This is a genomic window from Sphingomonas sp. OV641, assembly GCF_900109205.1.
Lineage (GTDB): Bacteria > Pseudomonadota > Alphaproteobacteria > Sphingomonadales > Sphingomonadaceae > Sphingomonas.
Genome location: NZ_FNZB01000003.1, coordinates 292,171 through 315,549, shown reverse-complemented (window position 1 = coordinate 315,549; position 23,379 = coordinate 292,171). Strand labels below are relative to the sequence as shown.

The following is a 23,379-nucleotide window of genomic DNA, read 5'->3' as shown; positions in this document are numbered from 1 at the left end:
CCTCTCCCCATTTGTGGGGAGAGGGTCGGGGAGAGGGGCAGTCTAGAGCGGCGCCCCTGACTCCCCCTCTCCCCTGCCCTCTCCCCGCCTGCGGGGAGAGGGAGAAAGAGGCTGGAAAATGAACGAACTGACCAATTTCGCGAACCCGGTCGCCAAGCCGGAGACCTTCGACCAGATCCAGATCGGCATCGCGTCGCCTGACCGCATCCGTTCGTGGTCGTTCGGCGAGATCAAGAAGCCCGAGACGATCAACTATCGCACGTTCAAGCCCGAGCGTGACGGCCTGTTCTGCGCGCGCATCTTCGGTCCGATCAAGGATTACGAATGCCTGTGCGGCAAGTACAAGCGCATGAAGTACAAGGGCATCGTCTGCGAGAAGTGCGGCGTCGAGGTTACCGTCTCGAAGGTCCGCCGCGAGCGCATGGGCCATATCGAGCTCGCCGCCCCGGTTGCGCACATCTGGTTTCTGAAGTCGCTGCCGTCGCGCATCGGCCTGCTGCTCGACATGCAGCTCAAGCAGCTCGAGCGCGTGCTGTACTTCGAGGCGTACATCGTGATCGAGCCGGGCCTCACCCCGCTCGAAAAGTATCAGCTGCTCACCGAGGATGAGCTGCTCGAGGCGCAGGACGAATATGGCGAGGACGCCTTCTCGGCCGGCATCGGCGCGGAAGCCGTTCGCATCATGCTCGAAAGCCTCGATCTCGAGGGCGAGAAGGTCGCGCTGCTTGAAGAGCTTGCGACGACCAAGTCGGAGCTGAAGCCCAAGAAGATCATTAAGCGCCTCAAGGTCGTCGAAAGCTTCCTGGAATCGGGCAACCGTCCGGAGTGGATGATCCTCGAGGTCGTGCCGGTCATCCCGCCCGAGCTGCGCCCGCTGGTGCCGCTGGACGGCGGCCGCTTCGCGACGTCGGATCTGAACGATCTTTATCGCCGCGTGATCAACCGCAACAATCGCCTCAAGCGCCTCATGGAGCTGCGTGCGCCGGACATCATCGTCCGCAACGAAAAGCGCATGCTGCAGGAAGCGGTCGACGCGCTGTTCGACAACGGCCGCCGCGGCCGCACGATCACGGGCGCCAACAAGCGTCCGCTGAAGTCGCTGTCCGACATGCTGAAGGGCAAGCAGGGCCGCTTCCGTCAGAACCTGCTCGGCAAGCGCGTCGACTATTCCGGCCGCTCGGTCATCGTGACCGGTCCGGAGCTTAAGCTGCACCAGTGCGGCCTGCCCAAGAAGATGGCGCTCGAGCTGTTCAAGCCGTTCATCTACGCCCGCCTCGACGCCAAGGGTCTGTCCATGACCCTGAAGCAGGCGAAGAAGTGGGTCGAGAAGGAGCGCAAGGAAGTCTGGGACATCCTGGACGAGGTGATCCGCGAGCACCCGGTTCTGCTGAACCGCGCGCCGACGCTTCACCGCCTCGGCATTCAGGCGTTCGAGCCGGTGCTGATCGAAGGCAAGGCGATCCAGCTCCACCCGCTGGTCTGCTCGGCCTTCAACGCCGACTTCGACGGTGACCAGATGGCCGTGCACGTCCCGCTGAGCCTTGAGGCACAGCTGGAAGCGCGCGTCCTGATGATGTCGACCAACAACATCCTGTCGCCCGCCAACGGCAAGCCGATCATCGTGCCGTCGCAGGACATGGTGCTCGGTCTCTACTATCTCTCGATGGAGAAGCAGAACGAGCCTGGCGAAGGCATGCTGCTGGCCGACATGCAGGAGGTGCACCAGGCGCTGAATGCACAGGCGGTGACGCTGCACACCAAGATCATCAGCCGCGTTCCGCAGACGGACGAGGACGGTAACGAGTATCTGAAGCGCTACGAAACCACCCCAGGCCGCATGCTGCTCGGCGAGTGCCTGCCGAAGAGCCACAAGGTACCGTTCGAAACCGTCAACCGCCTGCTGACCAAGAAGGACGTCACCGACGTCATCGACGAGGTCTATCGTCATACCGGTCAGAAGGAGACGGTGCTGTTCGCCGACGCCATCATGGCGCTGGGCTTCCGTCACGCGTTCCGCGCCGGCATCTCCTTCGGCAAGGACGACATGATCATTGCGCCGGACAAGACCAAGCTGGTCGACGAAACGCGCGAGCAGGTGAAGGACTTCGAGCAGCAGTATCAGGACGGCCTGATCACGCAGCAGGAGAAGTACAACAAGGTGATCGACGCCTGGAGCCGTTGCGGTGATCAGGTGGCGAACTCGATGATGAACGAGATCAAGGCCGTTCGCATCGACGAGGAGACCGGCCGTGAGAAGCCGATCAACTCGATCTACATGATGGCACACTCCGGTGCGCGTGGTTCGCAGGCGCAGATCAAGCAGCTCGCCGGTATGCGCGGCCTGATGGCCAAGCCGTCGGGCGAGATCATCGAGACGCCGATCATCTCGAACTTCAAGGAAGGCCTGACCGTCCTTGAATACTTCAACTCCACGCACGGCGCCCGCAAGGGCCTTGCGGATACGGCGTTGAAGACCGCGAACTCGGGTTACCTCACCCGCCGTCTCGTCGACGTGTCGCAGGATTGCGTCATCGTCGAGGACGATTGCGGCACCGAGCGCGCGCTGGAGATGAAGGCGATCGTTCAGGGCGGCTCGGTTATCGCGTCGCTTGGCGAGCGTATTCTGGGTCGCACCACGGCCGAGGACATCATCGACAGCAAGTCGGGCGAGATCGTGATCCCGCACGGCACCCTGCTCGATGAGCCGATGGTGGCGAAGATCGAGGCGGTTGGCACTCAGGCGGTCAAGATCCGCTCGCCGCTGGTCTGCGAAAGCAAGATCGGCGTCTGCGGCAAGTGCTACGGGCGTGATCTCGCCCGCGGTACCCCGGTGAACATCGGCGAAGCCGTCGGTGTCATCGCGGCACAGTCGATCGGTGAGCCGGGCACGCAGCTGACGATGCGTACCTTCCACATCGGCGGCGCGGCGCAGCTCAACGAGCAGTCGAACCTTGAGGCGCCGGTCGACGGCACCGTCGAGTATCGCGATCTGCGCATCATCGTCGACCAGCGTGGTCGCCGCGTGGTGCTCAGCCGCTCGGGCGAAGTCGCGATCGTCGACATGGACGGCCGCGAGCTGGCGGTGCACAAGATCCCGTACGGCGCGAACGTGCTGTGCGACGATGGGCACATCATCAGCGCTGGCGATCGCATTGCTGAGTGGGATCCGTTCACCATGCCGGTGATCACGGAAACCGGCGGCACCGTGAAGTATCAGGACCTCATCGAGGGCAAGACGCTGACCGAGCAGGTCGACGAAGCGACGGGCATCGCCCAGCGCGTCGTCACCGAATATCGTGCAGCGGCGCGCACCAAGGAGGATCTGCGTCCCCGCATCACCCTGCTCGACGAGGGCTCGGGTGAGGCTGCCCGCTACATGCTGGCGCCGGGTGCGGTGCTCTCGGTCGACGACAATGCCACTGTCTATGCCGGTGACGTGGTCGCCCGTGTCGCTCGCGAGTCCGCCAAGACCCGCGACATTACCGGTGGTCTGCCGCGCGTTGCCGAGCTGTTCGAGGCCCGCAAGCCGAAGGAAAATGCGATCATCGCCAAGGTCTCTGGCCGCGTGGTGTTCGGCAAGGACTATAAGGCGAAGCGCAAGATCGGCATCCAGCCCGAGGACGGCGGCGAGGTGGTGGAATACCTCATCCCGAAGTCCAAGGTGATCGACGTTCAGGAAGGCGACTACGTCAAACGTGGCGACAACCTGATCGGCGGCAGCCCGGATCCGCACGACATTCTCGAGGTGCTCGGCATCGAGCCGCTGGCGGAATATCTCGTGTCGGAAATCCAGGAGGTCTATCGACTGCAGGGCGTGAAGATCAACGACAAGCACATCGAGACGATCGTTCGTCAGATGCTGCAGAAGGTCGAGATCACCGAGGCCGGCGACACCACCCTGCTACCTGGCGAGCAGGTGGACCGTGCGGAGATGGACGAGGTCAACGCCAAGCTCGGCAAGAACGAGGCTCCGGCGCAGGGCAAGCCCATCCTGCTGGGCATCACCAAGGCGTCGCTGCAGACCCGGTCGTTCATCTCGGCCGCGTCGTTCCAGGAGACCACCCGCGTCCTCACCGAGGCGGCGGTTCAGGGTAAGCAGGACACGCTGATGGGCCTCAAGGAGAACGTCATCGTCGGCCGGCTCATCCCGGCGGGCACCGGCGCCGGCATGAACCGCCTGCGCGTGGCAGCCTCCTCGCGCGACGCGGCGCTTCGTGCCCAGCAGAAGAAGCTGGCCGATGCGATGCTGGTCGCTCCGTCGAGCGCGGACGAGCTGCGCGCGGCAGAGAACGCTCGCAGCCCGCGTGAGGACGTCGGCACCGGCAGCGACCCGCTCGCCACCGTCGTTCCCTCGGGCGACGGCAGCGACGAGGCCGCTGGCGAGTATTTGAACGACTGATCTTTCGGATCAGCCTGATGCAATCAGCCCCGCCGGCGCAATCCGGCGGGGCTTTTTGTTGGCAGCAACACTGAAGTCATATCGCGTTCTATTTCTACGTAACTTGCATCATTGCTGTTGCACGTAGCCGAGCATTGATCTTGATCAGGCGCGTCGGAACACCAGTCCTTTACCATTGCACTACATAATTTGCAGGTGGATCGGGGAAGTAACGGTGTCTGAGCTGTCGAAGATCATCAGTAGCAATGACAGCCAATCCGCCTGGCAAGCCGTGTGCCGGTCGCAAGCGGTGATTGAATTCGAACTGGACGGCACGATCATCTGGGCCAATGATCTGTTCCTGTCGGCGACCGGCTACGCCCTGCACGAGATCGTTGGCCAGCATCACCGCATATTCTGCGCCGACGATTATTCCGCCTCCCCATCCTACAAAGCATTCTGGGCCAAGCTGGGCCGGGGCGAGTTCGACACCGGCGAATACAAGCGCCGCGGCAAGAACGAGCGCGAGGTGTGGCTTCAGGCCACCTACAATCCGGTCTTCGATGGTGAAGGCCGTCCGCGGCGTGTGCTGAAAATCGCCGCGGATGTGACCGAGGCCAAGCTGCGCACCGCAGAGACCAACGGCAAGATTGACGCGATTGACCGCAGTCAGGCGACGATCGAATTCGCGCTCAACGGCACCATCCTTACCGCCAACGACAATTTCCTCGCCATCTTCGGCTATCGCGCGGCCGATCTCGTCGGGCGACACCACAATATGCTCTGCGACGCCGAACTGGTGCAGTCGTCCGACTATCGTCAGTTCTGGGAGCGTCTCGGCCGCGGTGAGTTCGACGCGGGCCGGTATAGGCGCCGCGATCGTGCCGGGCGCGAGGTATGGATCCAGGCTACTTACAATCCGATCCTCGACGCCGACGGTCGCCCGCGCAAGATCGTCAAGATCGCGAGCGACATCACGCGGGAGATGAGCCTCGAACAGGAAGTGATGTCGCGGCTGGCCGATTGCGAACGCATCCGCTGCGAGCTCGAAGCGCGCGGCGTCGAGCTACAGGTCACGCTCGAGCAGATGGCGGCGATCGTTTCCACCATCAACAACATCGCCTCGCAGACGAACCTCCTGGCGCTCAATGCTGCGATCGAGGCGGCACGCGCGGGAGACGCAGGTCGCGGTTTCGCCGTCGTCGCGCAGGAGGTGAAGAAGCTCTCCGCTGAAACGCGCCTTGCCACCGAAAGGGCGGCGGGGATGATGAGCGACCGGGCAAAATCGCGATCTGCCATCGCAAGCCCCGCGCGGGACCAGCTAGCGGCCTGAGGTTTCTGCCGGTTGCCGCTCCACGCTCGTCGCTGAACGCTCGGGCTTGCTCGCGACGAATGTCCGCGACAGGCCATGGTACAGCTTCTCGCGGCACACTGCCCGGCTCGCCCCGTCAGCCAGGAACGCCGCCGCGAACATCGGCAGCATCAGGCCACGGCTCGCTGTCGTTTCGGACAGAATGATCACGGCGGTCAGCGGCGCGCGAACCACGCCGGTGAAATAGGCCACCATGCCCAGGATCACTACGGCCTGCACCGAGTCGCCTGGGAACAGCGCATGCAGGAGATTTCCGAATCCCGCTCCGACCGCGAGGCTCGGCGCGAAGATGCCACCGGGCAGCCCTGCGACTGCGGTGGCTAGTGTCGCTAGGAACTTCGCGGGGCCGAACCACAAAGGGGCATCGGCTCCGGTGATCATCGCCCGCGCTGCGCCATAACCGGTGCCCCAGGTCAGCCCGGTCGCTACACCAAGCCCGGCGACTACCAGACCGCACAGCCCGGCGAACACCACCGGTCGTGCCTTGCTCCAGCGGGTCACCCGGTGGCGCCCGTCCGCCAGGGCAAGCATCGCGCGCGCGAACAATCCGCCCGCCAGTCCGCCGCCCACGCCCGCGATGGGCACTACCACCAGCGCGCTTGCGATTGGCATATGCGCTCCGATCACGCCGAAATAGACGTAATCGCCCGCGAGGCTCTGTGCCACCATGCCGGCGATCACGATGGAGGACAGCACCATCAGCGTCATGCGCTGCTCGTAGCGGGCGGCCAGCTCCTCGATGGCGAACAGCACGCCCGCGAGCGGCGTGTTGAACGCCGCCGCAACACCCGCCGCGCCGCCCGCGATCACCACCGTGCTGCGCAACGCCACCCGCGTCAGGCGATGGCTGAGGTTCATCACAGCCGCCGCAAGCTGCACCGTCGGCCCCTCACGCCCCACGCTGGCCCCGCACAGCACGGCGCCCATGGTCAGCAGCGCCTTGGCGAGCACCGTGCGCACAGCGATCAGCCCGCGTGCGGCCCCTGCCGGATCGTTGCGCGCCGCCATCACCTGCGGAATGCCGGATCCTCGAGCCAGAGGTGCCCAGCGGCGCGTGATCCACACCAATGCCATGAACCCCAGCGGCGTCGTGACAAGCGGTGCCCAGGGCCAGCGCCGCACGAAGCGCTCGAACACCAGCCCCATTTCGTCGGATGCCTTGGCGAACAAAACGGCCACCACGCCGATCACCACCGCGCCCGTGATCACCGCGATACGCCGACGGAACAGGATTGATGTCGGTCCGCTCGAGCGAAGCAGTGCGCGCACGCGCCTCGGGGTCCAGGGTCGGCGGGTGCGGGCAGGTATCGGATCGTCGGTCACGCGCCTTCCTTACGCCGATCGCGCCGGCCGGATCACCCCCGCGTTGCTATCCGCCGCGAAGAAGAAGACTGCCATTCGTCCCGCAGCAAGCCCCAGATCACGCTGTCCCGCACGCCCAGATGGGTCTCCCATTCCGCGCGCAGCAGGGCCTCGCGCTGAAAGCCCAGGCGCAGCAGCAGCGCGATTGACCGTGCGTTTTCGGGATCGGTGTCGGCGAAAACCCGCCGGGCCCCCTCGGCAAACAGCTGATCGATCAGCGCGCTGACCGCCTCGCGACCAAGACCTCGCCCGGAAGCAGCAGCGGAAAGGAGATAGCCGATCTCCATCACGCCGCGGCGCCGCTCGCCCGCGGCCAGCGTGCCGATCGCCCTGCCGTTCGTCTTGTCCACGATCACCCACTGGCGCCATTGATCGTTGGCGTGGGGCGTCACATAGGCAATCGTCTCCTGCATCGATCCGTGCGGCGGGCTCGACCAGAAGCGCATCACCTCCGGATCGCAATATGCTTCGTGCAGCGCCGGCGCATCGGCGAGCGTCGGCATCCGCATGGTCAGGCGATCGCTCGAAAAGGGTTCGGCCCTCACGCCCGGGTCAACCGGCGAGTGCCTCGACCAGCGCCTGCACCTTCTGCTGGCGCCATTGCGGCAGCGGCGCGACCAGCCAATAGCCGAGCCGAGACGGCCGCGGCTCCCCCACGGCCGTCACGCGGCCCTCGGCAAGGTCGCGTGCCGCGAGCAGTTCGGGCACGGTCGCCCGGCCCAGGCCTTGCGCGGCGGCATCAAGCGCCAGCCCGGCATCGCCCACCCGGATCAGCGCGCCGCCGTCCTCGCTGCCGCTGCCGGGCCAGGCGATAACCGCCTCCGCCCCGCCGCCAGCGCGCTCGATCGTCACCATGCCCTCGCTCTCGATCGCCTCGCCCTCGTGAACGCCGGGCCCGTCGCCCCAGGTCACAGCCAGGTCGAGGTTGGCCTCCGTAAAGTCGGGCGGTGCATCGGCAGCGACCAGCACGAAACGCAGGTCGCCATCCGCACGGGCGATTTCGGCCAGACGCGGAAGCAGCCACTTCTCCGTCAGATCGCGCGGCGCGGCGATGGTCAGCGATTTGGAGGACTGGCCAGCCTGCATCGCCCGCACGGCTTCCTCGAACTGGAGAAAGCCATGGCGCAGCGCTGAGAGACCGGCCTCGCCTTCGGGGGTCAGCTCCAGCCCCTTGGTCGTGCGCCGAAACAACACCACCCCCAGCGTATCTTCCAGCGCGCGGATCTGCTGGCCCACTGCCGCCGGCGTCACCGCCAGTTCGTCGGCCGCGCGGGTGAACGACAGATGGCGCGCGGCGGCATCCAGCACGCGCAGGCCGTTCAGCGGAAGGTGCGTACGCTTCACCGCGCCACGCCCTGGTGCGGCGTCAGGCAAACAATCTCGGGTCGAAGGCTTATCACCATGCGCGCGACATGCCTTCCCCGCATCCCGCCCGCAAGCGGCAGCGGCGAATTACCCCGCAACGGCGGGCGCGATCAGCGTGAACTTCGGAATGGCAACGTCGAACAAAGATCCGTCCTCGCCGATCATGCGATAGCTGCCCTGCATGGATCCCGACGGCGTCGCCAGCGGGCAGCCTGACACATAATCATAGCTGGCGCCGGGCGCGATCAACGGTTGCTCGCCCACGACGCCCTCGCCTTCCACCGAATGGCGCGCGCCGCGGCCGTCGGTGATAATCCAGTGCCGGGTCAGCAACTGAACGGCCTGATCCCCGTCATTCTCCAGCCGGATGTGATAGGCCCAGAACCAGCGCCCCCGCGTCGGCTCGGACTGTTCGGGCAAGTAGCTGACGGACACGCGCACGGTGACCCCCCGCGTCGTTTCTGACGAGGGGAAGAACGCCTTCACAAACCGACCTGCCTCAATGCCCGGTCAAGATCCTCAATCAGATCCTGCGGGTCCTCAAGCCCGACGTTCAGGCGAAGCATGCCTTCGGTCACGCCCATTTCCTCGCGCTTGTCCGGCGCAACCGAATTGTGGGTGGTGGAGGCAGGATGAGTCATCAAAGATCGGGAGTCGCCGATGTTGTTCGAAATATCGATCAGCTCCAGCGCATCGAGCAGTCCGTGCGCCTGCTTGCGCCCGCCATCCAGCACCATGGCGAAGATCGGGCCGGCCGCGTCCATCTGGCTCATGGCCAGATTGTGCTGTGGATGGCTGGGCAGTCCCGGGTACAACACCTTCGGCACCCTCCCTTCCAGGAAGGTCGCGACCTTTAGCGCATTTTCCGACTGGCGCTGAATGCGAAGATCCAGCGTTTCCAACCCCTTCAATACGACCCACGCATTGAACGGCGACAATGTCGGCCCGGTATTCCGCGTGAACGGCAGCAGCGTATTGTCGATGAAATCCTTGGTGCCGCACACGGCGCCAGCCAGCACGCGGCCTTGCCCATCCATCATCTTGGTGGCGGAATAAGCGGTGACGTCAGCACCGAATTCCATCGGCCGCTGCAACGCCGGGGTGGCGAAGGCATTGTCGACCACGCTGGTGATGCCGTGGTCACGCGCAATGCCGCACACGGCCTTCAGGTCCACCACATCCATCGTCGGGTTGGCCGGTGTCTCGAAGAAGAACACCTTTGTTTCCGGTCGGATGGCATCTTCGAATTGCTGCGGATCGCGCGCGTCGACAACGGTGCTGGTGATGCCGAACTTGGGGAGCAGGGTGTCCACCAGCCAGCGGCATGACCCAAAGGCTGCGCGGCCGGCGACCACATGATCACCTGCCTGGAGCTGGCTCAGCAGCACCGCCGTCATGGCAGCCATGCCGCTCGCCATGGTGCGGCACGCCTCGGCGCCCTCCAATATGGCGATGCGATGCTCCAGCATCTCCACTGTCGGGTTCTGGAGCCGGGAATAGGTCATTCCCTCCTGCTCGCCGGCGAAGCGGGCGGCGGCATCGCCCGCGCAGTCATAGCTGTAGCCGGACGTGAGGAAGATCGCTTCGGATGTCTCCCCATATTCGCTGCGCGCGGTCCCGCCGCGGATCATGCGTGTGGCGGGGCGCCACGTGTCGGTGATGGAGCGGTCCTGTCCGGTACGGCGTTTCATGCCGCCCGCTTTCGGCCAATCGTCGCCGGCTTTCAAGGCTGTCCGCCGCAACGTGCAACGGCCGGCCGACACTTTGCCCGTGCGACGCTGCTGCCTCACTCCGCGCCACGGCCAGGCTGCTATCCCCAACAGCGGCGGAACTGCCCGGTCGTGCAAGCGCGCGTGACTTCGCAGATGCGCCAGCTATCGCCGGCAGGCACGCACCGCTAAGCACGCTTCCCATGCTGCGCCGTCCGCTGCCGCTCGCCGTGCTTCTCTTCCTTCTGGCCGAGGCATTGTTCCTGGTCCGGCTGTCGGTTCCGCATGTTCTCGTCTTTGACGAAATCCATTATGTGCCGGCGGCCCGTGCCCTGATCGCCCTGTCGGGCCCCGCCAACATCGAACATCCCTTGCTCGGCAAGATCCTGATCGCGCTGGGCATCTCCATCTTCGGGGACACACCCGTCGGATGGCGCTTCATGTCCACGCTTGCCGGCAGCGTGACGGTCGTGTCCATGTTCGCCACCGCCTGGCTGATCACCGGGCGAGTGCGGCCCAGCCTGGTCACGGCGGCACTCACGCTGCTTGGCTTCACGCTCTATGTCCAGGCACGCATCGCGATGTTGGATGGGTTCATGCTTGCCTTTCTGGCCGGCGCGATCGCCTTCGTTGGGTGGACCCTGCGCGTCGGAGGCTGGTGGCGCTGGGTGCTTGCATCGGCGCTGCTCGGCCTTGCCGTCGGCTGCAAATGGCTGGCCGCGCCCTATGTGGCCTTTGCCGCCGTCGCCTTTCTCCTGTTCAAGCGCGAGGATCCACGCCGCTTCCCCGGCCTCCCGCTCTGGCCGGCGCTCCTGGTGCTTGGGACCGTGTCGATGCTGACCTATTTCGCCACCTTTGCACCGGCCTTCTTCTACAGCGTAGAACCGCTGACGCTCGCGCGATTGATCCCCTTTCAACTCGAGATGTTCGAACGGCAGACGCAGGTGCTCCCCGTGCATGCCTATCAGTCGAACTGGTGGACATGGCCGCTGCTGATCCGGCCGATCTGGTATCTCTATGAGCCGGTCGATGGGGCGCTGCGCGGCATCCTGCTCTTGGGCAATCCGGCAATCATGTGGGGCGGGCTGGTGGCAGTGGTTGGCTGCTGGATCGGCTGGGTCCGCGGTGGATCGCCGCGCTTGTTTGCGGCCGCCTCACTCTGGACCGGCAGCCTTGGCATATGGGCCGTGATCCCCAAGTCACTTGGCTTCTATTATTATTACTATCCGTCCAGCATCTTCATCGTCATCCCGCTCGCGCTGATGCTGGATCGCTGGCGCGCACGAGTTCGCGATATCGACCTGTTCGTGGTGGCGCTGGCCCTGGCGCTGGCCATCTACTTCCTGCCGGTCCTGTCCGCCGGCGCGCTGGCGGACGCCGCTGCGTTCAGGCGCTGGATGTGGTTCGACACCTGGGTGTGAACCGCTTCAATAGCGCCCCCAGGTGAAGCGCGAGGACAAAGCGTAATTCCACACCGCCCCCACCAGCACGCCCGCCAGCGCTGATCCTGCCCAGGCGCCGAAGTGGAAATCATACAGGAATCCCGCCACGCCGACATTGGCGATCGCACCCACTGAACAGACCAGGCAAAAGGATACCCATCCATCGAGCAGCGCGCGCCACCCGCGCAGCCGCCGGTCGCGATAGGTCAGCGCATTGTTCAGGAAGAAGTTGAAGGTCATCGCCGCAAGCGTGCCCACGATCTGCCCGCCGAGAAACGCCGCTCCGAGGCCGATGTGCAACATCGTCAAGACGGTCATGTGGATCAGAACGCCGATCACGCCAATGGCGGAGAACATCGCGAAGCGCACCGGCACGACATTGCCGAACTTCCGGTCATAAATGGCGATCAGATATTCGAGCGCGACCACATGATCGAGCTTCGACTCCCCCTGCTCCCGACAGCGGAACACGTAAGGCAGTTCGAGAAAGCGCAAGGGACGGTCGGCGGCCGCCATGATGTCGAGCAGGATCTTGAACCCAATGCCGGAAAGCTGCGGCGCCAGTGCCCGAACCAGATTGGTTCGAATCATGAAGAACCCGCTCATCGGATCGGTCAGGCCGACGTTCAGCACCTTCTGCGACAATCGCGTCGCCAACGCCGATTTCGCGACGCGGTCTCCGTCCCATTCCCCCGTGCCGCCACCGGCCACGAACCGCGAGCCGACCACGACATCGAGCGCGGCATCCCGGCGCAGCGCGTCCAGCATCGCCGGCAGGATTGTCTCGTCATGCTGAAGATCACCGTCGATCACTGCGGCAACGGGCGCGGCGGTGGCGCACATCCCCTCGATACAGGCGGTGGCAAGCCCGCGCCGCCCGATCCGCTGGATCACCCGGACACGGGAATCGACACGGGCGATCTCGCGCACCGCATCGGCCGTGCCGTCCGGGCTGTTATCGTCGACGAAGATGACCTCCCATCTCGTCCCGGTCAGCGCCTGCTCGAGCTTCGCCACCAGCAGTGGCACATGAGCATGTTCGTTGAACGTCGGAATAATGATGGCAAGCTCGAGAGGCGTGCTCACAAGGCCGCCAGCACCGCGTCTCCCATCGCCTCGGTGGAGCACTGCCCGCCGAGGTCCGCGGTCCGGTGGCCAGCCGCCAGCGCGCGCGCCACCGCCTGCTCGATCCGTTCGGCCGCCTCGGCCTGGCCCAACGAGTGGCGAAGCATCAGCGCGGCGGAAAGGATCGCCGCACAGGGGTTCGCCTTGCCCTGCCCCGCAATGTCCGGTGCCGAGCCGTGGATCGGCTCGTACAGCCCCTTGCCAGCCTCATCCAGCGAGGCCGACGGCAGCAGGCCGATCGACCCCACGCACATGGAGGCCTGATCCGACAGGATGTCGCCGAACAGGTTGCCGGTGACGATCACGTCGAACTGGCCGGGATCGCGCACCAGCTGCATGGCGGCGTTGTCGACATACATGTGGCTCAGCACCACGTCGGGATAACGCTGCGACACCTCGATCACCACGTCACGCCACAGCTGCGAGGTTTCGAGGACATTGGCCTTGTCCACCGAGCACAATTTGCCCCGGCGTCGCTGCGCGGCCTCGAAGCCGGCGATCGCGATGCGACGGACCTCGCCCTCGTCATAGCTCATCAGGTCATAGCCCTGGCGCAGCCCCGCGTCGGTCGTCCGCATGCCCTTTTCGCCGAAATACACATCGCCGTTCAGTTCGCGCACGATCAACAGGTCGATGGTGCATGCCACCTCCGGCCGAAGCGCGGAGGCGTCCTCCAGCCCTGCGAACAGCTTGGCGGGACGCAGGTTGGCGAACAGGGTCAGCTCCTTGCGCAGCCCCAGAATGGCCTGTTCCGGGCGCAGGTGCCGGTCCAGCGCGTCGCAGGTCGGATCGCCGACCGATCCGAAGAGGATCGCATCGGCGCGCCGTGCAAGGTCAAGCGTCGCGGCGGGCAGCGGATTGCCCGTCTGGTGGTAAGCAGCGCCGCCGACCGGCGCTTCCTCGAACGCGACGTTCAACTCCAGCGCCTCCAGCACGCGCCGTGCTTGGTTGGTTACTTCGGGGCCGATGCCGTCACCCGGCAGTATTGCGATAAGGGAAGTGTGCGCCATGGTCACCGTTCGAGGCTGAACTTGTCGATCACCACCCCGTCGCCGCGCACTGGCGCGGTTCCGGTGTGGCAGCTTCGCGGCGGAGCCTTGCCGGCCCCGCACTGGTCACGCAACTGCTCTCTTCAACCGGTCGATCAGCCGGTCACGTGCAGACAACGCGCCGGCGCGTCGCTCCGTCAGCAGATCGCGCGTCAGGAAATGGCCGGTGATCGCGAGGGCGGCAAACACGTCCGGCCAGTCCGGCTCGCCCCCTGAATGCAGAAATGCCGGCAACGGAAACAACCGTTCTTCATAACCGACAGCGGCGGCACGGCTCACCCCGGCACCGCTCTTGGGGCTGACAAAGGCGATATCCGCCGCCGATCCCGTCACCACGCAGCGGTGAAGGTCGAGGCCGAAGCCGAGCTCAGCCAGCAACAACAGCTCGTATCGTGCCATCGCCCCCGCCCAGCCCCGCGCGGCGGGCGCTGCCTCGACGGCGTCCAGCATGCCGGCCAGGGCATCATATAGTTGCGGATAGGGCTGTGCCTCGGGCAGCGCGGCGGCGGTCAGGCTCGCCAGCCATTCCAGCGCCGCTGCCGGCAGCGGCTCTGCGTGCAGTGGCGCCCGGCTGTGGACCAGTTCCACGGTCAGCGCCGGCAGCTGATCGTCGGTCCGCGCGCGCCACTCGCCCTGTATCGTGTTTGCCGGCTGAAGCACGGGGCGCAGCCCGCGCGATCGGCCACCACGCACATATCCCGCCCGAACCCCGTCATTCGGGGTTAAGGCACGAACCACCGCGCCATGCTCGCCATGGGAGCGAACGGCTACGATGATCGCTGGGGCGGCAAGGTGCATGGACGTTGCTTAGCTCCTTCGCAGCGCCCCTGTCGCCTTCTTGTCGGTACCGAGCGGCGCATCGCGCGTCCGGGGATTCCTGCGGCGCCAGTCAGGCCCGCCGCACCTGATCGGCGATCCGCCGCAACGCCGGCATCGCCGCGGCCCTTTTGGCAACCATGATCCCGGCGTCGAACCCGCGCACCAGGGTCAGCGCCCCCCTGTTCGCCAGCGTGGGCCGCAGCAACAGCAGATCGCGACAGGCGATCCCCGCGCTTGCCATCAGCCGCTTGTGCTGCCCTTCGCCCTCGGTGAAATCGAAGCGGGCGAAACGGTCGTGGAAGAGATCGCTCAGCGCCGCCTCCATCAATACGCTTCCCGGAGAGAGCGCTGCGAAGCTCGGATCGTGACCGACATAGTCGTAGCGCAGCGTTTTTCCGTCCGCGCTGCACCAGAGGTAAGCGGCAGCCACATCGTTGACGAAGAGCAGCCACGCGCGAATCCGGTCCTCAGCGGCCAGCGCTTCCATCCGCTGGATCGACGCCGCATCGCCCGGCAACCCCGCCCCCATCAGCCGCTCCTGATAGGTCTTTTCCGCCAATGCCCTTGCCACTGGATGGAATGCCGATAATTCGTCAACCGTGCGGAAGCGGCGTATGTCCAGTGTGCCGCCGTTGGCCGCGGCCAGCTTCTTCGCCTTGCGCTTCAGGGTCGAGCGGGTCTGCCCGGACAGTCCAGCGCGCCACGCCACCTCCCCAGCCGCCAGATCGACATAATAACGCGTATAGCGCTGCCGCTCGAACGTCAGCCCCTGCCAATCCGGAGAAAGCGTTTCCGGCAGGGAGGTGAGCAGATAACCATGCTCGGCGCTTGCCAATGGCGGCAGCGCCGGCCGCAGTCCGGCCAGCGCTTGATCGAGCGATAGTCCGATCCGCCGCAGCCGACGCGGAATGGTGGCAATCGTGCGCGCGCCGATCTGCAGCCGCAGGGCGGCATTGCTCATGCGCGCCGCTCGCTCACCAGGTTGGACCAGGCCTGCTCCACCTGCCGCCGCCCCCGCCGCCAGCGACTGGCCGCCAGCGGCTTGTCTGCGGCATTGAGCGCCAGCGGCACCTGATCGGTGAAATGCGTTGTGGGCGCCGCATGGCGCCGGGCTTCGAGCAGGCTGCACATGGCGCGAAAGCGGCTCACATGAACATCGTTCGCCTTCACGCCGGCGCGGTCAGCAAGCTCGAAACTGTGGCTGACGATCGTCGTGGCAGCATGGCCTTCGTCGATCGCATGGTCGATCGCCGCCGTCATTTCCGCGTTCGACAGGGCACAGATCTGGAAGTTCCGCCACACGCCCGGCGTGTCTTCGATCGTCGTGACCGGCACCTCGATAACGCTGCAATGCCGAACCGGAGAGATAAGCTCGGCCGGCAAGCCGATTGAGCTTGGCCAGGGATGATGCGCGCCATTGTGGCTGCTGTCGTAGATGATGCCCAACGAGCCAAGCGCCACCAGGGTATCGTCATTGGCTGCGTAGCTGCCGCTGCGAAAGGCGATGGGGCGCGGCGCACCCGCCGCCATCAACAGGCTGGCTGCTTCACTCAACAATTCGCGCTGGGCGTCGGCGGAATAGTCGCTCAGTTCGAATGAGGCATGAGCCTGCCGATCGGCGAGCCGGGCCTTTGCCCAGTTCGGATGCAAATGCAGCTGCACCTCCTGTCCCGCTGCCAAAACAGCTTCCACGATCCGTCGGAACGGATCCAGGCCGTAGATGCGCGCTGGCATGGGATCGACGAAGAAGGTCGCCTTCAATCCATGGCGGGCAAGCAGGTCGAGCTGCCACGCGAGGCCAACCCCGGCGGGCTCTATGGAGCGCGCTTCCACGACAGCCGGATCAAGCCCCGCGGCGTGATGTCGCCACGCGATCTCGGTGTCGATCGTGAGAAAAACCGGGGTCATGCCGTCCCTCTAGAACCCGCGCGTAAACATTCCCCGAACTGGTTTCGATGGAAAAGGCCGCCGGATCGGTCCGGCGGCCCTTGCGTAGTGACATATCGAAAAAGGATCAGCCTGCGCTAGACTTCACCGATGCGCCCAGAAACCCGGTAAGTTCAGCCCGCGTGAGCGTGGTGGACTTGTCCGTATCCGCCTTCGCGAACGCTGCCTCGTTCCAGCTCGCATCGCCCGGCTTATCACCGCCATCCGGTGCCTTCGCCTTCAGCGCGTCCATCCAGGCGGCAAACTCCGCCTTTTCCAGCGTGCCGTTGCCATCCTTGTCATAGGACGCGAACTCGGCGTTGACGATGGAGGAAACTTGGTCGGTTGTTGTCGCAGCCGCCTGCGCTGGCTCAGCCGCCGCAGGTTCTTGCGGCACGCTCGCCGGACCGGGCGCCGAGGACGGCGCGGTCGGCTTTGTCGTTCCACCATCCTGCGCAAGCACAGGGCCAGCAACAACCATGGCACTGGCCATGAAAAGCTGCTTCAGCATCATCACTCTCCTTACAGATCTATTATGATGCCACGCCAATTCATACCTTCCGGCACGATTCGCACGACATGTTCTTCGCTCTATCAACCGACAATTATCATATCGGGTTCCGAACCTGCGATTTGAAGCCTTGACGCATGCCTGCTACCCGCGCGCAACCGCTTCCCTCGGCGACTCACGGCGAGCCGTTGTCGCCGCACGACCAAGGATGTTCACATGGTTCCGCGCTATTCCCGCCCAGAGATGACGGCGATCTGGACGCCCGAGTCGCGTTTCAAGATTTGGTTCGAGATCGAGGCTCACGCCACCGAGGCGCTCGCCGAGCTTGGCGTTGTCCCGAAGGAAGCGGCGGACGCGCTCTGGGCCTGGTGGCGCACCGAACCCACCATCGACGTCGCCGCGATCGACGCGATTGAGGCCGTCACCAAGCATGACGTGATCGCCTTCCTCACATGGGTGGCCGAGCAGGTCGGCGATCAGGCACGCTTCATGCACCAGGGTATGACCAGTTCGGATGTGCTCGACACCTGCCTTGCCGTGCAGCTCGCGCGCGCGTCCGATATCCTCATCGCTGATCTCGATGCGCTGCTCGCCGTGCTGCGCCGCCGCGCCGAGGAGCACAAGCTGACGCCGACGATCGGCCGCAGCCACGGCATCCATGCCGAGCCGGTGACCTTCGGGCTGAAGCTGGCGGAGGCTTATGCCGAGTTCAGCCGTTGCCGCACCCGCTTGGTCGCCGCCCGCGCCGAAGTCGCCACCTGCGCCATTTCCGGTGCGGTCGGCACGTTCGCCAACGTCGACCCGCGGGTGGAGGAGCATGTCGCGGCCAAGCTGGGCCTCGCGGTCGAGCCCGTCTCGACGCAGGTGATCCCGCGCGATCGCCACGCGATGTTCTTTGCGACACTGGGCGTTGTGGCGAGCTCGATCGAGCGACTGGCGGTGGAAGTGCGCCATCTCCAGCGTACCGAAGTGCTGGAGGCCGAGGAATATTTCTCGCCCGGGCAAAAGGGCTCGTCCGCCATGCCGCACAAGCGCAATCCCGTGCTGACGGAGAATCTGACCGGCCTCGCGCGCATGGTCCGCGGCTATGTGACGCCGGCGCTGGAAAACGTCGCGCTCTGGCACGAGCGGGACATCAGCCATTCGTCGGTCGAGCGCTACATCGCGCCCGACGCCACCATCACGCTCGATTTCGCCCTGGCGCGCCTCACCGGCGTGATCGACAAGCTGCTCGTCTATCCCGAGCGGATGCAGAAGAACATGGATCGCATGGGCGGCCTGATCCATTCGCAGCGCGTGCTGCTGGCGCTGACCCAGGCCGGGGTCAGCCGCGAGGACGCCTATCGCCTGGTTCAGCGCAACGCGATGAAGGTCTGGGAGTCGGACGGCGCATTGTCGTTGAACGAACTGCTGAAGGCTGACGCCGATGTCACCGCAGCGCTATCGCCTGAGGCGATCGATGCCGAATTCGACCTTGGCTATCACTACAAGCACGTCGACACGATCTTCGCGCGCGTATTTGGCTGAAATTCTCCGTGGATCACCCCTGATCAGGCCAGGGGTGATCCGCGGAACGGCCAGGTCAGGCCGGAATTTGCTGCGAGATACAGTGAAAACTGCCGCCGCCTGTCAGGATCGCATCGGCGCGCAGGCCAGCGACCTCCCGGTCCGGGAAGATCGCCTGAATGGCTTCAACCGCCGCTTCGTCCTGCTCGGAGCCATAGATCGGCACGACCACGGCCGCATTGCCGATGTAGAAGTTCATATAGCTCGCCGGCACGATCTCGCCGTCACGCAGCACGCGGCCGGGCGACGGCACCGTTACCACTTCCACACCAAAGGCACGCGCCTGCTCCGCTGCCTGCTGGTAGACCTGCCAGTTGGGATCATTCTCCCCGCCGGTCGGTAGCGCGAGCCGCCCCTCGCCTACGAAGCGGGCGAGGTTGTCGACATGTCCGTCGGTATGATCGTTGAGCAGGCCGTCACCCAGCCACAGCACCCGATCGAAGCCGAGATCGGCCTGCAAACGCGCCTCGATTTCGTCGCGCGACAGGTCAGGGTTGCGGTTGGGGTTCAGCAGGCACTGCTCGGTGGTCACGACAAGGCCGGTGCCATCCCCGTCGATCGCCCCGCCCTCCAGCACCCAATCGTGCCTTTTCAACGTGTGGCCACGATCCGCCGCTAGCCGCTGGCCGATATCGTCATCGCCCGGCAGGTCGTACTTCCCGCCCCAACCGTTGAAATCGAAATCATGCGCAACGCCGTCCGGGTCGATGATCGGCGCCGTGTCGCGCAGCCAGATGTCACCGAACAGCTCAACCACCACCTCGGCGAACGGCGCAAGCCGGCGAGCTTCCTCAGCGGCCTCTTCATCCGCCGCCACCAGCAGCACCTGCTCGCCTTTGCCGTCCGCATGGACGGCTGCGGCAAAGGCCACCACCTCGCTGCGAGCCTGATCCAGATCCTCCTGCCAAAGATCCGGATGGCTCGGAAAACCGATCCAGACGGCCTTGTGCGATGCCCATTCGGGCTTGGGTGCGCGGCTCATTTTGCCTCCTGCCGGGATTTGTCTCGGATCGCCTTGAACTCAGCCGTCGGATACCAGTTCGGCCACGCGTCGCCGTCTGCGAGTTGCCGGCCCAGCTGATAGTAGATTGTCAGATCCTGCAACGCGCCATCCCAGTTCCAGTTGGGATCATATTCGTCCTTCGGCCCGTGATAGCGGTTGCGCACGTAATCCTGCGCCGCCGCGCGCCCGGCGGCCGTTCCGCCATTAACCAGATCCTCGCCGCTGCCCGCCGACAGCATCGGCACGCCCAGCTTGGCGAAGGAGAAATGGTCGGAGCGGTAGTAGCCACCGCTTTCCGGCGTCGCTTCCGGCGACACCCGGCGCCCCTGCGCCGCGAGCAACGGCTTCGCCATCTCCTCCAGTTCCGATTTGCCCGCGCCGGTGATCTCGAAATCCTTCACCGCACCCATGACGTTCAGCACATCCATGTTGACGCCGCCAACAGTCTTGCCGAGCGGAAAGACCGGGTTGGCTGCGTAATATTCGGAGCCCAACAGCCCGCTCTCCTCCGCCGTCACGGCAAGGAACGCGACCGACCGGCGGGTCGGCCCGGCCGCGCGATACGCTTCTGCCAGCGCGACCAGCGCCGCCGTGCCGGTCGCATTATCCAGCGCGCCGTTGCAGATGTCGTCACCCTCAACCGCGTCACAGCGGCCAAGGTGGTCCCAATGCGCAGAATAGAGCACCACCTCGTCCGGCGCCGTGGTGCCGGGCAGCACGCCAATGACGTTCTTCGACATGCTGCGCTTGATCTCGTTGGAGAAGCTGCCGGACAGCTTCAGGCCGAGCGGCACGGCGCGAAAGCCCTTCTGCTTGGCCGCCGCGGCGAGCTGATCGAAATCCTTGCCGGCTGCGGCAAACAGCTCCTTCGCCTTGGGCAACTGAATCCAGCCGACCACCTGGCTCTGGTCCATATGGTCGTTCGGCGCGGCGAGCTCATATTGCGCGCCCGTCCACGAAGACTGGACCACGGACCAGCCATAAGCGGCCGGCTCCGTCTGGTGAACGATGATGGCACCGGCTGCGCCCTGCCGCGCGGCTTCTTCGAACTTGTAGGTCCAGCGGCCATAATAGGTCATCGCGCGACCCTCGAACAAACCGGCCTGCGCGCCTGCTTCCTTGGTCTGCCAGTCCGGATCGTTGACGAGGATGACGACCGTCTTCCCCTTCACATCCAGGCCGGCATAATCGTTCCAGCCCTTTTCGGGCGCGTTGATGCCGTAACCCACGAACACCAGCTCGCTGTTGTTCAGCGCGATCTTCGGCACCACGCGATAAGTGCCCGCCACGATATCCGTCCGGTAGTTGAACGTCACCGGCGCCTTTCCGCCCGTGGCGGTAAAGGACGAGACGTTCGTTGCGGTGATCTCCACCATCGGCACATCCTGGGTCCACTGGCCCTTGTTGCCGGGCTTCAGCCCCGCTGCCGCGAACCTCTTGACCAGATAGTCGATCGTCTTCGTTTCACCCGCGGTGGTCGGCGCGCGCCCCTCATAAGCGTCGGACGACAGCTCCTTCGTAACGGACTTCAGCGTCTCGACGGAGATCTGCGGCGCCTGTTGCGCCAGGGCCGGCGTGGCGGTGATGAGAGCGGCAAGGGAGCACAGGAGAATAGAACGCATCCGCAGAACCTCATGGGAAGGATGGCTGTCCAATACAGGCTGGCACCCTGCCCGCAACGTCTTGTGCGCTCTTGCAATCGTCGCGCCGCCCGGCAAAGTCGTTGGCGGGGGGAAACGACAAGATGAAGAAGAGAGTGATTTCGCGCGTCGCGATTGCGGCGTTGCTGGCGGCTGCGGCGCCCATGTCGGCCTATGCGCAGAATGCCGCAAGTGTAGCGAAAGCGTTCGGCGCGCGAGAAGGCATCAGCCAGATCAGCCTTTCGCCGGACGGCAACCGCGTCGCGATGATCGTGCCGGCGGGCACTCGGGGCGCGGCGCTGATGATCGCCGATCCGGCGAAGGGCGGTATGCCCGTTTCGATCATGCAGACCAGCGGCGATCCAGAACGGCTGGTGAGCTGCCAATGGGCGACAACGGAGCGGCTTGTCTGCCGCGCCGTCGTGATGACCCGCAATTCGAACCTGATCGAAGGATATACCCGGCTGTTCGCGATCGATGCGGATGGAAAGGACTTCAAGCTCATCACGGCGCGCGTGAACGAACGCTCCTTGTATTTTCATGGCGATGGCGGACGGGTTCTCGATCTGACCGGAGACGGCAAGGGCAACATCCTGGTCGCTCGCCAATATGTGCCGGAAAGCTCAATCGACCGCGTCGTTCAAAAGAATGACGAGGGCTTGGGCGTCGAGCGGGTGGACCTGAAGTCGCTTCAGCGTCGCCCGGTAGAACGGGCTAAACGCGACGCGGTGGAATATATCAGCGATGGCCTTGGCACCGTCCGCATCATGGGCGTGCGGCCAACCGCAGGTACCGGCTATTCCGTCAGTGAGATCAGCTATTTCTACCGCAAACCGGGCTCAAAGACCTGGGAGCCGCTCTCCAAGCTCGCACTCCTCGGCGGACGCTTTCAGGGGTTCAACCCCTATGCTGTCGATCCCAAGCTCAACGTCGTCTACGGGTTCGATGATTACAACGGCCGTCAGGCGCTCTGGAAAGTGGCGCTGGATGGAACGCTGAAGCGCGATCTCGTGCTCGCCAACTCGCAGGTGGACGTCGATGATCTGATCCAGATCGGCCGTCACCGCCGCGTGGTAGGGGCGAGCGTCGCCACGGATTTCCGACGTCCGGCATTCTTCGATACGGAGCTATCCGCGCTGTCCAAGGCCTTGGCGAAGGCGCTGCCCAACCAGCCGCTTGTGAGCTTCGTCGACGCCAGCACGGACGAAAGCAAGCTGCTAATGTTCGCCGGTGGCGACACTCAGCCCGGCGCCTTCTACCTCTTCGACAAGCAAAGCCGAAAGCTCGCCGAAGTGCTGCCCGTCCGGGCCGATCTGGCAGACGTGCCGCTCGCGACGATGAAGCCGGTCATGTTCCCGGCGGCCGATGGCACGAAGATCCCCGGATATCTCACCCTGCCGGTCAACAGTGACGGCAAGAACCTTCCCGCGATCGTCATGCCGCACGGCGGGCCTTCCTCGCGCGACGAATGGGGCTTCGATTGGTGGGCGCAGTTCTTTGCGGCACGCGGCTTCGCCGTGTTGCAGCCCAACTTCCGCGGATCGGCAGGGTATGGCGCGGATTGGTTCGCTGACAATGGCTTCAAATCGTGGAAGACCGCGATCGGCGACGTGAACGACGCCGGACGCTGGCTCCTGTCCTCCGGCATCGCACGCCCGGGCAAGCTGGCGATCGTCGGCTGGTCTTATGGCGGCTATGCGGCGCTGCAATCGGGCGTCGTCGACCCGGACCTGTACAAAGCCGTGATCGCTGCCGCGCCAGTCACCGATCTCGCGGCCTGGAAGCAGGAATTCTTCGATCGGTCGAACTATCCGCAGGTTCTAAAGATGGTCGGCGAAGGTCCTCACATTCGGGAAGGCTCGCCTGCACAGAACGCGTCCGCGATCCGTGCGCCTGTTCTGATGTTCCACGGCGATCTCGATCTTAATGTTGAGGTCGAGGAAGCGCGGCTGATGGAGCGCGCGCTGCGGGCTGCCGGCAAGAACGTCACCCTGCACGAATATAAGGGTGTCGCCCACTCGCTGGAGGACAGTGCGGTTCGGGCCGACATGCTGGAAAAGTCGGACGCCTTCCTGCGCAAGTCACTGGGGCTCTGACCAAAAGAAAGGGCGG

Annotated in this window: 18 protein-coding genes; 5 read left to right on the top strand and 13 right to left on the bottom strand. The window is 64.9% G+C overall.

The annotated features are described in order from the left end of the window. Positions 1 to 118: 118 nt before the first annotated feature. Positions 119 to 4,399 carry a DNA-directed RNA polymerase subunit beta' gene (gene rpoC / locus BMX36_RS15455; protein ID WP_093066809.1) on the top strand — a complete coding sequence of 1,427 codons (4,281 nt, stop codon included), beginning with the start codon at positions 119 to 121 and terminating at the stop codon, positions 4,397 to 4,399. Positions 4,400 to 4,613: 214 nt separating this feature from the next. Continuing rightward, a complete protein-coding gene (locus tag BMX36_RS22385) occupies positions 4,614 to 5,711 on the top strand; it encodes a methyl-accepting chemotaxis protein (RefSeq protein WP_143058583.1) in 1,098 nt (365 codons plus the stop codon). On the opposite strand, the gene BMX36_RS15445 is transcribed toward BMX36_RS22385, so the two are convergent. The 5 genes from BMX36_RS15445 to BMX36_RS15425 all read right to left on the bottom strand — a co-directional run bounded on the left by BMX36_RS15445 (position 5,700) and on the right by BMX36_RS15425 (position 10,168). Next, positions 5,700 to 7,073, bottom strand: a complete 1,374-nt coding sequence (locus BMX36_RS15445; protein WP_256210839.1) for a chloride channel protein — start codon at positions 7,071 to 7,073, stop codon at positions 5,700 to 5,702. The two genes, BMX36_RS22385 and BMX36_RS15445, sit on opposite strands and share 12 nt — an antisense overlap. A 32-nt stretch (positions 7,074 to 7,105) precedes the next feature. Further along, positions 7,106 to 7,657, bottom strand: coding sequence for a GNAT family N-acetyltransferase (locus BMX36_RS15440; protein ID WP_231731958.1), 552 nt, complete (start codon positions 7,655 to 7,657; stop codon positions 7,106 to 7,108). A 7-nt stretch (positions 7,658 to 7,664) separates the two neighbouring features. Further along, entirely contained in the window at positions 7,665 to 8,456 is a 792-nt protein-coding gene (locus tag BMX36_RS15435) for a LysR family transcriptional regulator (RefSeq protein ID WP_066782043.1), read from the bottom strand. Between the two features lie 108 nt (positions 8,457 to 8,564). Continuing rightward, on the bottom strand, positions 8,565 to 8,963 hold the full coding sequence (gene apaG / locus BMX36_RS15430; RefSeq protein WP_093066805.1) for a Co2+/Mg2+ efflux protein ApaG: 399 nt from the start codon (positions 8,961 to 8,963) through the stop codon (positions 8,565 to 8,567). Further along, positions 8,960 to 10,168, bottom strand: coding sequence for a trans-sulfuration enzyme family protein (locus BMX36_RS15425; protein WP_093067033.1), 1,209 nt, complete (start codon positions 10,166 to 10,168; stop codon positions 8,960 to 8,962). The genes apaG and BMX36_RS15425 overlap by 4 nt, the downstream gene beginning before the upstream one ends. 221 nt (positions 10,169 to 10,389) lie before the next feature. On the opposite strand from BMX36_RS15425, the gene BMX36_RS15420 reads away from it, so the two are divergent. Beyond that, positions 10,390 to 11,607 (top strand): glycosyltransferase family 39 protein, encoded by a 1,218-nt coding sequence (locus BMX36_RS15420; protein WP_093066803.1) that lies wholly within the window; start codon positions 10,390 to 10,392, stop codon positions 11,605 to 11,607. 6 nt (positions 11,608 to 11,613) lie between these two features. Here the strand turns inward: BMX36_RS15420 and BMX36_RS15415 are convergent, their stop codons facing one another. The 6 genes from BMX36_RS15415 to BMX36_RS15390 all read right to left on the bottom strand — a co-directional run bounded on the left by BMX36_RS15415 (position 11,614) and on the right by BMX36_RS15390 (position 17,058). Continuing rightward, the gene (locus tag BMX36_RS15415; RefSeq protein ID WP_093066801.1) at positions 11,614 to 12,714 is read right to left on the bottom strand and encodes a glycosyltransferase family 2 protein; all 1,101 of its coding nucleotides are present in this window, start codon (positions 12,712 to 12,714) and stop codon (positions 11,614 to 11,616) included. Continuing rightward, entirely contained in the window at positions 12,711 to 13,763 is a 1,053-nt protein-coding gene (gene leuB, locus BMX36_RS15410) for a 3-isopropylmalate dehydrogenase (protein ID WP_093066799.1), read from the bottom strand. The genes BMX36_RS15415 and leuB overlap by 4 nt, the downstream gene beginning before the upstream one ends. A 105-nt stretch (positions 13,764 to 13,868) precedes the next feature. Further along, complete coding sequence (gene recO, locus BMX36_RS15405) at positions 13,869 to 14,600, bottom strand: DNA repair protein RecO (protein ID WP_066782048.1); 732 nt, start codon at positions 14,598 to 14,600, stop codon at positions 13,869 to 13,871. A gap of 91 nt (positions 14,601 to 14,691) precedes the next feature. Then, entirely contained in the window at positions 14,692 to 15,582 is an 891-nt protein-coding gene (locus tag BMX36_RS15400) for a GNAT family N-acetyltransferase (RefSeq protein ID WP_177179173.1), read from the bottom strand. Next, positions 15,579 to 16,529 carry a polysaccharide deacetylase family protein gene (locus BMX36_RS15395; RefSeq protein WP_093066797.1) on the bottom strand — a complete coding sequence of 317 codons (951 nt, stop codon included), beginning with the start codon at positions 16,527 to 16,529 and terminating at the stop codon, positions 15,579 to 15,581. Before BMX36_RS15395 ends, BMX36_RS15400 begins: the two co-directional genes overlap by 4 nt. Positions 16,530 to 16,635: 106 nt before the next feature. Continuing rightward, positions 16,636 to 17,058 carry an EF-hand domain-containing protein gene (locus tag BMX36_RS15390; protein ID WP_093067029.1) on the bottom strand — a complete coding sequence of 141 codons (423 nt, stop codon included), beginning with the start codon at positions 17,056 to 17,058 and terminating at the stop codon, positions 16,636 to 16,638. 216 nt (positions 17,059 to 17,274) lie between these two features. Here BMX36_RS15390 and purB point away from each other — a divergent pair, with 216 nt between their 5' ends. Then, a complete protein-coding gene (purB, locus tag BMX36_RS15385; protein ID WP_066782051.1) occupies positions 17,275 to 18,585 on the top strand; it encodes an adenylosuccinate lyase in 1,311 nt (436 codons plus the stop codon). Positions 18,586 to 18,640: 55 nt separating this feature from the next. Here purB and BMX36_RS15380 read toward each other — a convergent pair whose 3' ends face one another. Both BMX36_RS15380 and BMX36_RS15375 read right to left on the bottom strand, forming a co-directional pair. Further along, positions 18,641 to 19,606, bottom strand: a complete 966-nt coding sequence (locus BMX36_RS15380) for an agmatine deiminase family protein (RefSeq protein ID WP_093066795.1) — start codon at positions 19,604 to 19,606, stop codon at positions 18,641 to 18,643. Continuing rightward, complete coding sequence (locus BMX36_RS15375) at positions 19,603 to 21,249, bottom strand: M28 family metallopeptidase (RefSeq protein ID WP_093066793.1); 1,647 nt, start codon at positions 21,247 to 21,249, stop codon at positions 19,603 to 19,605. Before BMX36_RS15375 ends, BMX36_RS15380 begins: the two co-directional genes overlap by 4 nt. A gap of 122 nt (positions 21,250 to 21,371) precedes the next feature. On the opposite strand from BMX36_RS15375, the gene BMX36_RS15370 reads away from it, so the two are divergent. Beyond that, a complete protein-coding gene (locus BMX36_RS15370) occupies positions 21,372 to 23,363 on the top strand; it encodes an alpha/beta hydrolase family protein (protein WP_177179172.1) in 1,992 nt (663 codons plus the stop codon). The last annotated feature ends 16 nt before the right edge of the window (positions 23,364 to 23,379 follow it).